This window comes from Photobacterium sp. WH24 (assembly GCF_019204055.1).
Lineage (GTDB): Bacteria > Pseudomonadota > Gammaproteobacteria > Enterobacterales > Vibrionaceae > Photobacterium > Photobacterium arenosum.
On record NZ_JAGSOZ010000001.1, the window covers coordinates 676417 to 689284 of the forward strand.

Sequence of the window (12868 nt, forward strand, 5' to 3'; positions counted from 1 at the left end):
GCAGACTTTTTCTTTCAATTAGTTATAAAATCAGTTGCTTAAGAGGGGCTGGTTGAACGCTCGTGTGTTCCGGGTGGGTCCTATCTCTGAATCTTCTTCACTGTTAATGACTGGTTGATAATGCAAAAGATTTCACGAAGAGGTCTACTGAAAAGTGCTGTGATTGCTGGTGTGGCGGGCACCACAGGCGCATGGTGGCTCCATGATACCCAAACGCCGGAGGCGGCTTTGGATGAGATGTTCAATGATGCTTTAACCGATTTACCGGCTGCATCTATCGGCGCGGTTCTGATCAAAAATGGTCAGATGGTGTGGGGCAGAGGGTTTGGCTACCAGAACCTGGAAAACAGAGTGCCAGCAACGCTGGACAGTATTTGGCCGACACTGGGATCTGTCTCTAAGCTGGTGACCTGGATAGCGCTGATGCAGCTGGTGGAGCAGAATCAGGTCCGGCTGCATGATGATGTCAGTGACTACCTGGGGTTCACATTGCGCAATCCGCATTTTCCGGATACACCGATTACTCCTTATCACTTGCTGACTCACAGTTCGTCGCTGTCGACCCGGAAAATGACATCGGCACCTGACAGCATGGCCGATTTTTTCTGCAAGCAGGACTCGGTTGATTTGAAAACCTGGGTGACGACTTATTTATCGCCGCAGGGCGCCCAACACGATCCGGCCTTGGCGTTTGATCCTTATCAGCCTGGAGATTTTTCGCAATTAACACCAGACCCCATTGGGGTGATTGCAGGTTATTCGAGCCTGAATACCATGGTCGCAGCCTGTTTGATTGAGCAGGTGAGCCGCCTCTCATTTGAAGACTATACCCAGCAGCATATTTTTTCGCCCTTAGGTTTGAAGGATATCGGTTGGCAAAAGGCTGAATTGGATCAGCAAAAAATCATCACGCCTTATGAGGCCAAAAACAGCCCAAGAGCCCCAATCATGGCAGTATTTACCCAGCAGATGAAGGACAGAGGCTATTTGGACCGGACGGCTGTTACAGCGGATGATCATAAAACCTATTTTGCCTTTAATGATTGTCAGTATTTTTCACCGTTGAATGCTGCGGCGTTATTAGGATCTTCCACCAACGCATTTGTCACCCTGATGTGTGCCTGTTTGCCCCAGGATAAAACGACGCCTGCTCTGCTTAAAAGAGAAACGCTGAATAGCATGTGGCAGGTTCAGCGCCATGATCCGCGTACGGGGAGTACGCTTGGGCTGGGCTGGTTTCAATTCAAATCTCCCCGTTACGGGGCATTTTGGGGCCATGATGGCGGTGGGCCGGGCATTCTATCTCGCGTCATGGTTGATCCGGAGACAGGGGATGGCTTGGTGTTGTTGATTAATAATTTTTTTGTTGATTTCAGAAAGCGCGCCGCGCTGATTGATCAGATGATGAAAACGCTGGAAAGGTTTTGAAAAATGGGCATGACGTAAACATGTGATAACCCTGAATGCAAACAGCCCGGTCAGGACCGGGCTGTTTGTGTATCCGTATTGCTAGCGGATCAGGCGTTGGCCCGCTCACCACTGATTTCTTCATCGCTGTCGAAAATGCTGTTGTCTGCTTGTCCCAATACCCGGGATGTCACTGTACCGGCAGTCATCGAACCGCTGACATTCACCGCGGTACGGCCCATATCAATCAGAGGCTCAATGGAAATCAGCAGGCCAGCCAGTGCCACAGGCATATCCAGCGCAGACAGAACGATAATGGCGGCAAACGTTGCCCCGCCACCCACGCCGGCAATACCGAATGAGCTGATAGTAACGATTGCAATCAAGGTCATAATGAAGCCCGGATCCAGCGGGTCAATGCCAAGGGTCGGGGCAATCATCACCGCCAGCATGGCCGGGTACAGACCGGCACAGCCGTTCTGGCCCATGGTGGCACCGAAAGAGGCAGAGAAGTTAGAAACGGCTTCACCGTTACCCAGTTTTTTCACCTGAGTCTCAATGTTCAGTGGCAGGGTGCCTGCGCTGGAACGTGAGGTGAAGGCGAAAGTCAGCACCGGCAGGATTTTTTTCAGGAAGCGAACCGGGTTGACACCGACACCAGCTACCAGAATCAGGTGCATTACCAGAATCAGCCCCAGGCCGATGTAGGAAGCCACCACGAAGTTGAGCAGATTCAGAATATCGCTGTAGTTTGAACCGGCAACGACTTTGGTCATCAGTGCCAGTACGCCATACGGTGTCAGAGCCAGCACCATGCGCACCAGAGTGCGGACAACTTCCTGTGCTACATTGACAAAGGTTTCCAGGCTCTTGCCCAGTTCTGGCTGAGTGCGGATAACGGTCAGGCTGGCGACACCGATGAACGCGGAGAAGATCACCACTGCAATGGTTGAGGTTGGACGGCTGCCTGCCAAATCGGCAAACGGATTACCAGGGAAGAAAGAAATAATCATGTCAGCCAGAGACAGGGTCTCTACCGAGGCCAGACGGGTCTGCAGTGCTTCACCACGGGCAATTTCACGCGCGCCCTGAACAATGCCTTCAGCGCTCAGACCAAACATGTTGCTGACCAGAATACCTATCAGTGCAGATACGGCTGTGGTTGCCAGCAGGATACCAATGCTCAGGCCTGAAATTTTGCCCAGTGAACCGGCATTCTTCACTTTGACGATAGCGGCGATAATCGACACCATGATCAAAGGCATCACAATCATTTTTAACAGGCTGACATAGCCTGAACCGACAATACCGACATACTTGAGCGTGGTTGCAATGGCTTCATGCCCGGCACCGTAAAAAAACTGCAGAGCCGCACCAAAAATGACACCCAGTCCCAGACCTGTAAATACACGCTTGGACAGGGTTTGATCACTGCTTTGTTGTTTCACCAGAAAGGCAATCAGCAGCGCAAATACCGCCAGGTTCACGATTAGAAACATACTTCTCTCTATTCATAAGGTATCCAGCCTGCATAACATGTTGCGCAGAGCTGTCAAAAAATGTTTTCAGCATCATAGGGATTAAGCGGAGTTTAAGGAATGTTTCCTAATTACTTTAACTATTCAAAAATCGAACATGTTAAAACCAAATGGAATATTGGTTAAGCTGTAACCTATTGGAGGGGAATAATTGTGCAGTGACAGCCAGCAGTGAGCTGGCTGTTGTATTGAAGCGTTTCAGGCGGCGGTGTTGTTGGCGACAGGCTGCACGACATTGACGGGCGCGGCGCTGTCGGCCATGTCACGCAATTTCTGCCACCATTTCCCCAGCGTTTCATGCCAGAATCGCTCTGTTTGTTCCAGATACTGGGCTTTAGGTGCGTATTTCAGCCAGGGCTGGTGGATTTCATCACTGGCGAGATAATTTGTCGGGGCAGGAATCGGGCTCAAGCCAGCCTGACTGAACTCGGTGATGGCACGCGGCATATGGCTGGCTGAAGTCACAAGAACCAAGTTGCGCTTGCCGACCACAGAAGCGGCCTGAAAGGCTTCTTCCCAGGTATCTTTTGCGGTTTCCAGCAAAAGTATATCCAGTTTATTCACCCCTAATGCGATGGCCACTTTTGCCATCATTCTGGCCTGACTGATTTCAGTGCCTCCGTCATAGCCTGACAGGATGATTTTGGAACCGGGCGACAGATTATGGATACGTATGGCTTCAGCAAGGCGCATCAGTGAGGCGCGTGACAGCTCAGAGGTGATAGGCAGATCTTTGTCGACTACATGGCTGTTACCTAGCACCATAATGTAATCCACCGGCTGTCCGGAAGGAATATAGCCTTTATACTGACGTTCTAACGGGGTCAGCAGGCTACTGGAGACAGGCTGAAAGGCAACCAGGAAAATACCCAATAAGGAGACGGCCAGCATGTACCCGGCCAATTTATGGCGACGGGTAAACCAGAGTATCATCAACCCTGTGATGCCCACGATCAGCAGCAAAGGAAGGGGCATCAAAAAAGCTGACAAGATTTTTTTCAGTTCAAACATATCAGGTCGTCCGAAATTTCAGCAATTGAGCTTGAATACGCGCTCCAAGTCTTTATTACTCTAAAGCTTGTGACACAATAAGCATCTGACTAGGCCACTATCATAACGAAAACTGACGTGATCAGAGATCGAAATTTTGATGATTTAGCCCAAAAGTTCTCAGAAAACATCTACGGTACAGCAAAAGGGCTGATCCGTCAGACTGTCGTATGGCAAGATTTGGAGCAGATTTTACATACCCTTGACGCGACATCAGCAGAGCCGGGCGCATTATTGCATGTGCTGGATGCTGGCGGCGGAATGGGACAGTTATCGCAATTGATTGCGAAACGTGGTCATACCATCACTTTATGTGATCTTTCTGGAGAAATGCTGAAACTGGCAGGTGTGGAAATTGCCAAAAATGGCCTGCTTGAGCAATATCGACTCATACATTGTCCGGTGCAGCAGGTTGATCAATACCTGGATGAGCCGGTCGATTTGATTTTGTTCCATGCGGTAATGGAATGGCTGAGCGATCCGCGTGCCGCACTCGAACACCTGATGAAGCAGCTGAAACCTGGCGGGATAGTGTCCGTCATGTTTTATAACCATAATGGCTTGCTGTTTAAGAACCTTATTTGCGGTAATCTAACCCACGTAGAACAAGGGATGCCACACCGCAAACGATTCAAGCTTCAGCCCCAGTCGGCACAGACACCGGAAGAGGTGTATGCATGGCTCACGGAAGGCGGTTTTACCATTTTGGGTAAAACCGGTGTACGGACTTTTCATGATTACATGCGTACCGACAGGGTGGGTGACTACAGTCTTGAACAATTACTGGCGATGGAGCAGCGTCTCTGCCGTCAGGAACCGTATTTATCTTTAGGGCGGTATATCCATGTATACGCTCAGAAACCGTTGCAGTAAGAAACATAAAGCCGGTTGCAAGTAATAAATCTAACAAATAAGGACAACGGATGAGTGACCAATCCCAGACTGTTCCTGAGCTGGTGACCTGGGTGAAACAACATGAATTCGCCCTTAACCTGCCAACGGAAAGACTGGCATTTTTATTGGCGATTGCCGTGTTGAGCGGCGAGCGTCTGGATGAGGAACTGGGGGAAGGTGAACTGGTCGATGCGTTCAAGATTGTGAGCGATATGTTTGACCAGTCGAAAGACACCCTGGTTTTCCGCGCCAATAACGCAATCAACGAACTGGTGCGCCAGCGTCTGATTTCCCGTTTTACCAGTGAAATGACAGAAGGTGCCAGTATTTACCGGCTCAGTCCGTTGGCACTGGGTATTGCCGATTACTACGCCCGTCATCGCGAGTTCTCATCGATGAAGCTGTCGATTCAGTTGGCTATGGTGGCCGATGAGCTGACCAAAGCAGCGGTCGCTGCCCATGAAGGCGGCAATGAACAGCACTGGAAGATCAACGTCTATGCGGTACTGAAATATTCAGTGGCCGAGATTTTCGATCGTATCGATCTGAACCAGCGCACCATGGATGAGCAGCAGCAGCAGGTGAAAGAAGACATTGCTGAGTTGCTGAATCAGGACTGGCGTGCGGCCATTACCAACTGTGAAAGCCTGCTTAATGAAACCTCCAGTACGCTGCGCGAGCTTCAGGATACTCTGCAAGCAGCCGGTGATCAGCTGCAAACCCAGCTGCTTGCCATTCAGGATGCGGTAAGCACAACCTCGGATCTGGATCTGGATCTGGAATATGTCGAAGGCATGGTGTACTCGCTGCAGGCAAAACTGGACCGGATCATTAACTGGGGTCAGCAGGCAATAGACTTGTGGATCGGCTACGACCGCCATGTGCATAAGTTTATCCGTACCGCCATTGATATGGACAAAAACCGTGCCTTCAGCCAGCGTTTGCGCCAGTCGGTCGCCGAGTTTTTCGACGCACCATGGCAGCTCACTTACGCCGATGCTGATCGCCTGCTGGACATGCGTGATGAAGAACTGGTCCTGCGTGACGATGAAGTGACAGGCATAGTGCCGGAAACGGTTGAATTTGAAGAACTGAGCCAGGTCAATGATCAGCTCAGTGAAAGAATTGCTGAAATGCTGGATATTCATAAATCTCAGGGCGCCGCCATTAATCTGGGCGCCTTGATCCGGGAATATCTGAGCCAGCATTCCCATGCACAACATTTTGATTTAGCTCGTATTATTGTCGATCAGGCCGTGAGGCTCGGTTATTCCGAGTCGGATTTCAGTGCGATTCAGCCTGATTGGGAACTGATCAACGACTACGGAGCCAAGGTACAAGCCAATGTCATTGACAAATATTGAAGAATTTATGCCAGAGAATCTGGCCAAAGCCATTGCCAACCCCTTGTTCCCGGCATTGGATAATGCATTGCGTTCGGGCCGCCATGTTTCCAGCGAAGATTTGGATAATCATGCTTTTTTGCTGGAGTTTGAGCAGGACCTGATGCTGTTTTATAAGCGCTATAACGCTGAACTGGTCAGAGCCCCTGAAGGCTTCTTCTATCTGCGTCCCCGCTCCACCTCGCTGATTGGCCGCTCTGTGCTGTCTGAGCTGGATATGCTGGTAGGAAAAGTACTGTGCTTCCTGTACCTGAGCCCTGAACGTCTGGCCCATGAGGGGATATTTACCAATCAGGAACTGTTTGATGAGCTTTTGTCGCTGGCCGACGAAAAGAAACTCATGAAGCTGGTGACCAACCGGGCGTCAGGCTCTGATCTGGATCGTGAAAAACTGTTCGATAAAGTGAAAACTTCCCTGCGCCGTATGCGCCGTCTGGGCATGGTGATCATGCTGGGCGACAGCGGTAAATTCCGCATCAGTGAAGCGGTATTCCGCTTTGGTGCAGATGTGCGTAACAGTGATGATATCCGGGAAGCTCAGCTTCGCCTGATCCGTGACGGCGAAGCCATAGTGCATCAGCAATTGCCGACTCAATCCAGTTTGATTGAGGCAGAGCAACCGAACGACACTGCAAGTGATGAAGAAACCGAGCAAGAGGAACACGCCTGATGGAGCGCGGTAAGTACCAATCTCTGACCATGGTTAACTGGAACGGCTTCTTTGCCCGGACATTTGATATTGACCAACTGGTCACCACACTTTCCGGCGGTAATGGTGCGGGTAAATCCACCACCATGGCTGCGTTTATCACGTCTTTGATCCCTGATCAGAGCCTGCTGCACTTTCGTAATACCACAGAAGCGGGAAGTTCCAATGCGTCCCGTGATAAGGGATTACACGGCAAGCTCAAGCCAGGCGCCTGTTATTCTGCGCTCGATATCGTCAACTCCAAGAACCAGCGCATTATTTTTGCGGTGAAACTGCAGCAGGTTGCCGGCCGGGACAAGAAAGTCGACATCAAACCTTTCCTGATCCAAGGCTTACCGTCAGCGGTGAAACCAACGGATATTCTGGTGGAAACCCTGTCTGAGAACCAGGCACGAGTGCGTCAGATCAATGAAGTGAAAGACGCTGTGTCTCAGTACGAAGGTGTGCAGTTTAAAACTTTTTCTTCTGTTACGGACTACCACACGCAGATGTTTGAATTCGGTGTTTTGCCGAAGAAGCTGCGCAACAGTACCGACAGGTCTAAGTTCTACCGTTTAATCGAAGCGTCGCTGTATGGCGGTATTTCCAGTGCTATTACACGCTCGCTGCGTGATTACCTGTTGCCGCATAACTCTGGCGTGAAGAAAGCCTTCCAGGATATGGAAGCGGCGCTGCGTGAAAACCGCATGACGCTCGAAGCGATCAAAGTGACCCAGAGCGATCGTGATCTGTTTAAACACCTGATCACTGAAGCGACCAATTATGTGGCTGCCGACTACATGCGTCATGCCAACGAGCGTCGTATCAAGCTGGAACAGACACTTGGTCTGCGTCGTGAATTACTGGGCTCACGCCAGACGCTGATTGATCAACAGCAGGTGTTCGGCAACATGTCGCAAGAGCTCGACGAGCTGAAAGACAACGAGAGTGCGCTGGAGCAGGATCATCAGGCGGCATCGGATCACTTACAACTGGTTCAGACGGCCGTTCGCCAGCAGGAAAAAATAGAGCGTTACCGTGATGATCTTCTTGAGCTGACTGAGCGTCTGGAAGAGCAGGTCATGATTGTCGAAGAAGCGGCTGAGCAACTGGCACTGGCGGAAGAACAGGCCATGCTCAGTGAAGACGAGGTCGACAGCCTGAAATCTCAGCTGGCTGATTATCAGCAGGCATTGGATGCACAGCAAACCCGCGCCTTACAGTACCAGCAAGCCGTTCAGGCGCTGGAAAAGGCCCGTCAGATTTCGGCAGATGACACGCTGGATCAGGAGAATGCTGCTGAACGGCTGTCCAGCCTGAAACAGCAGCAAGACAGTAAAACCACGGCATTGCTGGCACTCAAACACAAGCTGGATATGTCTGCAGCCGCGGCGCAGCAATTTGAGCGTGGTCTGCAGCTGGTGGTGACCATTGCCGGTGCTGTTGATCGTGCCTCGGCAGGTGAAAAAGCCCGTGAATTACTGGCGACAGGCCGTGAATTGCGGATGATTGCTCAGCGCAGTGAACAGCTGAGTGCTCAGTATCGCGATCTGGAGCGCAGCATGCGTCACCAGCGTCAGGCCCAGGAACAGGCAGATACTTACGCTAAGCGTTTTGCCGTTGAGGTTGATGGCGAACGGGCGCTGGCTGAAGAGCAGGCCCGTCACGAAGCAACCTTAGAGAGTCTGGAGCAGAACCAGTCTGATCTGGTGGAAAAACGCAGTGAGCTCCGCCGCCAGGAACAGCAACTGGCGAAAGACATCAGCCTGCAGGAAGGCAAAGCGCCGACCTGGATTGCTGCCAGTGATGCGCTGGAAAAACTGGCAGAACAATCTGGCCAGGATCTTTATGACAGCCAGGCGGTGATGACGGCCATGCACCAGACGCTGGAGTCTGAGCGTGACGCCATTCATGCCAGAGACAAGCTGGCAGTGCGCAAGCAAAATGTAGAACATGAAATCGAACGTCTGGCCTTGCCGGGCGGCAGCGATGATTCCCGTTTGCGTGTGATTGCCGATGTGCTGGGCGGCACCTTACTGTCTGAGATTTATGACGACATCACGATTGATGATGCGCCGTATTTCAGTGCCATGTACGGTCCTGCACGCCATGCCATCGTGGTACAGGATCTTCAGTCAGTCCGCGAGAAACTCTCCGGGCTGGATGACTGCCCGGACGATCTGTATATCATCGAAGGCGAAGCGGACTCGTTCGACGACAGCAGCTTTGTTGTTGACGAACTGGAAGGCGCAGTGTGCGTTCAGCTCAACCAGCAGCAGTTGCGTTATTCCCGATTCCCGAAAGTGCCACTGTTTGGCCGGGCCGCCCGCGAGCAGCGTCTGGCGATTCTGCGCGAAGAGCGTGATCAGATTGTTGAGGATCACGCCAAGGCATCTTTTGATGCGCAGAAACTTCAGCGTTTGTACCAGAGCTTCAATGCCTTCGTCGCCAGCCATCTGGCGGTCGCTTTCGATGCCGATCCGGAAGAAGCAATTCGTATCGCGCGTGAAAAACGTAATCAGATTCAGCGTCAGTTGAATGACACCGAAGCTACCGAGCAGCAGCAGCGCAGCCAGCTCACCGCTGCACGTGAAGGTTTATCGCTGTTATCCAAACTGCAGCCGGTCGTGGCCTTGTTAGAAGATGAGACGATCGCCGCCCGCCTTGAAGAGGTGGAGCAGCAGCTTTCCCAGATTGACGAAGCACGTCATTACCTTGAACGTCACGGCAAAGCACTGGAAGAGCTGGAAGGTCTGGTGTCGGCACTGGATACCGATCCTGAGCGGTTTGATGCCATGCAGGCTGAGTATCAGGATGCGGATCAGGCCCTTCAGACCCTGAAAAGCCAGATTTTTGCACTGGCTGATTTGGTTGAACGTCGCCACCACTTTGGCTATGCCGATGCGGTTGAGCTGCTGAGCAAGAGCTCTGAGCTCAACGAGCAGCTGAAAACCAAACTGGAAACGGCGGAACGCGAACGTGCCCGCCACCGTGAGAGCCTGAAACAGGCGCAGACTCAGAGCAACCAGTACAACCAGTTGCTGGCGTCGCTGAAAAGTTCACACCAGGCCAAGCAGGAAACCGTACAGGAATTTGAACGCGAGCTGCAGGAACTGGGTGTCCGCGCTGATCTAGAAGCGGAAGAACGTGCACGCCTGCGTCGTGATGAGTTGCATGAGCGTCTGCACAGTTCCCGTAACCGTCGCAGCGAGCTGGAAAAAGCCACCACGTCACTGGATATGGAAATGCGTAATCTGGTGAAGCGTCTGCGCAAGGTAGAAAAAGATTATATCGACTTACGCACCCTGGTGGTGAACACCAAAGCGGGCTGGTGTGCCGTGCTGCGACTGGCTCGAGAAAGTGATGTTGAACGCCGTCTGCATCGCCGCGAAATGGCCTACATGACGGCCGACGAACTGCGCTCATTGTCAGATAAAGCCCTGGGCGCACTGCGTCTGGCCGTGGCCGATAATGAAACGCTGCGTGATGCACTGCGTGCTTCTGAAGACGTATCACGTCCGGAGCGAAAAGTGTTGTTCTACATTGCTGTGTACCAGCATCTGCGTGAGCGTATCCGCCACGATATTATCCGTACCGACGATCCGGTTGAGGCCATCGAAGAGATGGAAGTTGAGCTGGCCCGTCTGACAGAAGAGCTGACAGCACGTGAAAAGCGTCTGGCTATCAGCTCAGACAGTGTGGCGAATATCATCCGCAAGACCATTATGCGCGAGCAAAACCGCATCAAGATGCTGAACCAGGGTCTGCAGAACATCAGTTTCGGTCAGGTGAAGGGGGTGCGTCTGAATGTTAACGTGCGCGAAACCCATGAATCTCTGCTGACGGGTCTTGCTGATCAGCAGGATCAGCATCAGGATTTGTTCGGCAATAATCGTCTGACTTTCTCTGAAGCCATTGCCAAGTTGTTCCAGCGACTGAATCCGCATATTGATATGGGTCAGCGTTCGCCGCAAACCCTGGGTGAGGAACTGCTGGACTACCGGAACTATCTGGAACTCAGCATTGAAGTTAACCGTGGTACTGATGGCTGGCTGCAGGCGGAATCGGGCGCATTGTCAACCGGTGAGGCTATTGGTACAGGCCAGGCTATCTTGCTGATGGTTGTGCAGAGCTGGGAAGAAGAAGCCCGTCGTCTGCGCGGTAAAGATATTATTCCATGTCGTCTGCTGTTCCTGGATGAGGCAGCGCGACTGGATGCCAAGTCTATCGCAACCCTGTTCGAGCTGTGTGATCGTCTGGACATGCAACTGCTGATTGCCGCACCAGAGAACATCAGCCCGGAGAAGGGCACCACCTACAAGCTTGTGCGTAAGATCTTTAAAGATCGGGAACACGTGCATGTGGTGGGCTTGCGTGGTTTTGGTCAGGAACCGAAAGGTGAGCCGGAACCGGGCAGGCAACTCGAGTTAGACCCGGCCTAAAACCTGACGAAAAACGAAAACCAGCGTGGAAACATGCTGGTTTTTTTGTCCTATCTTTTTCCTGTTCTCTCCAGCCCTCTGACTTGAGGGCTTTTGTATCAAGCGTTGTCTGAGCGATCACTTCGCCTCTTTTTATCCTGTTTTGCATCATCATGCGGTCAGTTTTGTCTTGTTCCTAAGACCTGTTTCTCAATCGTTAGTGTCACAGTCGATAGCGCTTTGGAGCTCGATAGAGTGCCTAGAATTTTAGTGTTGGAGTCGGCCATCTGACTAACCACTCAATGCATGTTTCAGGCGTGGCGGTCGGGTTGAGTGAATAGTGAATAACGAATGAATAAGTTTTGTCGTAGGGGTGATGACATGAAAAGTATAATTCTATTAATGCTCGCCATGATGGCAGTGGCGGGTTGTAGTGATTCAGACAGTGCGGATAATGCTGCGAATACACCATTAGATTCAGATGGACAGCAGGAAGTACCCGTCACAATTGAAGTACCTGAAAACCCGGGTACGGATCCTGGTGATCCCGGTGGCCCTGGTAGTCCTGGAGACGGTTATGATGGTCCACGTAAAGTGTGTCTGGCCATTACGGGCCTGGAAATCAAAGGCAGTGCCGGTAATATTATTGAATACACCAATGAAGTGATTGAACAGGCGCTGAAGTCGGATCCAGATTGTGTGCCACCATCAGAAATTATCAATGATGCGCTGCCAGAAGGCATGGTGCTGATTGATTTACTGCATATGAGCAATGATTTGGCTTATCTGCTCAAAGGCGTGGGTCTGCCGGTTGATGATTATGTCAGTGTGACTCTGAATATTAACGACCAGGGTAGTTACGGTGGTGGTTATGATGTTGATCTTGATGGCGATATTGATATCAATACCGGTAGCCCTTATTCCTATGTTCAGGAATATGATGGTGACTACAAGAAAATTGATCTGGGCGGTAAGCTGGAATTTGCGGGCTTTAACCTGAAAGATAAGTATGGTTACCCACAAACCTATTCCATGATGATTGACCCTTATAGTGCCTTTAACATACAGGATAACGGTGCTTACGGGCTGTCAGGTAAAGGGATGTGGCTGGTGAATAAACTGGATGCTATCGATGTCGTGGGTGATATTCTGGACTCGGCTTGCGTGCAGGACAGCCTGAAACTGATTTATCTGTTTAAATCTCACTCCGATGGCCCAAGCTCAGGTGATCCTGATTATGTGACCACTGCAAGTGAGGATGATAACGGGGGCTATTCTTACGGTATGGCAAGTATTCCGAAAGGATACTATGACTTCGAAATCATGTGTGATGTCGATGATGCTATTCCCGAATTCTCCGGTTACGGCAACTACGATGTTGAAGTGACAGATAACGCAGACGGTAACTATGACATCTACTGAGTTATCGGGTTGATGTAAACACAACCGGTCGACTTTGTTCGACCG

General features: G+C 51.2%; 8 protein-coding genes. 6 read left to right on the plus strand and 2 right to left on the minus strand.

Going from position 1 to position 12868, the window contains the following annotated elements; genetic code table 11:
• The first annotated feature begins 120 nt into the window (after nucleotides 1–120).
• Nucleotides 121–1428, plus strand: a complete 1308-nt coding sequence (locus KCG43_RS02970) for a serine hydrolase (protein WP_218383172.1) — start codon at nucleotides 121–123, stop codon at nucleotides 1426–1428.
• Nucleotides 1429–1517: 89 nt separating this feature from the next.
• Here KCG43_RS02970 and KCG43_RS02975 read toward each other — a convergent pair whose 3' ends face one another.
• Nucleotides 1518–2906: an L-cystine transporter gene (locus KCG43_RS02975; protein WP_218383174.1), complete on the minus strand. Its 1389-nt coding sequence runs from the start codon at nucleotides 2904–2906 to the stop codon at nucleotides 1518–1520.
• 237 nt (nucleotides 2907–3143) lie between these two features.
• On the minus strand, nucleotides 3144–3956 hold the full coding sequence (elyC, locus tag KCG43_RS02980; protein WP_192017512.1) for an envelope biogenesis factor ElyC: 813 nt from the start codon (nucleotides 3954–3956) through the stop codon (nucleotides 3144–3146).
• Between the two features lie 117 nt (nucleotides 3957–4073).
• On the opposite strand from elyC, the gene cmoM reads away from it, so the two are divergent.
• From cmoM to KCG43_RS03005, 5 genes are all read left to right on the plus strand, one after another.
• A complete protein-coding gene (cmoM, locus tag KCG43_RS02985; protein WP_192017511.1) occupies nucleotides 4074–4868 on the plus strand; it encodes a tRNA uridine 5-oxyacetic acid(34) methyltransferase CmoM in 795 nt (264 codons plus the stop codon).
• Between the two features lie 50 nt (nucleotides 4869–4918).
• A complete protein-coding gene (mukF, locus tag KCG43_RS02990) occupies nucleotides 4919–6253 on the plus strand; it encodes a chromosome partition protein MukF (RefSeq protein ID WP_218383178.1) in 1335 nt (444 codons plus the stop codon).
• Nucleotides 6234–6962 carry a chromosome partition protein MukE gene (mukE, locus tag KCG43_RS02995; RefSeq protein WP_027253292.1) on the plus strand — a complete coding sequence of 243 codons (729 nt, stop codon included), beginning with the start codon at nucleotides 6234–6236 and terminating at the stop codon, nucleotides 6960–6962. The genes mukF and mukE overlap by 20 nt, the downstream gene beginning before the upstream one ends.
• On the plus strand, nucleotides 6962–11422 hold the full coding sequence (gene mukB, locus KCG43_RS03000; RefSeq protein ID WP_218383185.1) for a chromosome partition protein MukB: 4461 nt from the start codon (nucleotides 6962–6964) through the stop codon (nucleotides 11420–11422). Before mukE ends, mukB begins: the two co-directional genes overlap by 1 nt.
• A 360-nt stretch (nucleotides 11423–11782) precedes the next feature.
• Nucleotides 11783–12823 carry a hypothetical protein gene (locus KCG43_RS03005; RefSeq protein WP_192017507.1) on the plus strand — a complete coding sequence of 347 codons (1041 nt, stop codon included), beginning with the start codon at nucleotides 11783–11785 and terminating at the stop codon, nucleotides 12821–12823.
• Nucleotides 12824–12868: the final 45 nt, after the last annotated feature.

Coding starts and splice junctions, on each gene's coding strand:
- mukB (WP_218383185.1), top strand. CDS start 6,962: ATGGAGCGCGGTAAGTACCAATCTCTGACCATGGTTAACTGGAACGGC.
- KCG43_RS02975 (WP_218383174.1), bottom strand. CDS start 2,906: ATGTTTCTAATCGTGAACCTGGCGGTATTTGCGCTGCTGATTGCCTTT.
- KCG43_RS02970 (WP_218383172.1), top strand. CDS start 121: ATGCAAAAGATTTCACGAAGAGGTCTACTGAAAAGTGCTGTGATTGCT.
- elyC (WP_192017512.1), bottom strand. CDS start 3,956: ATGTTTGAACTGAAAAAAATCTTGTCAGCTTTTTTGATGCCCCTTCCT.
- mukF (WP_218383178.1), top strand. CDS start 4,919: ATGAGTGACCAATCCCAGACTGTTCCTGAGCTGGTGACCTGGGTGAAA.
- mukE (WP_027253292.1), top strand. CDS start 6,234: ATGTCATTGACAAATATTGAAGAATTTATGCCAGAGAATCTGGCCAAA.
- KCG43_RS03005 (WP_192017507.1), top strand. CDS start 11,783: ATGAAAAGTATAATTCTATTAATGCTCGCCATGATGGCAGTGGCGGGT.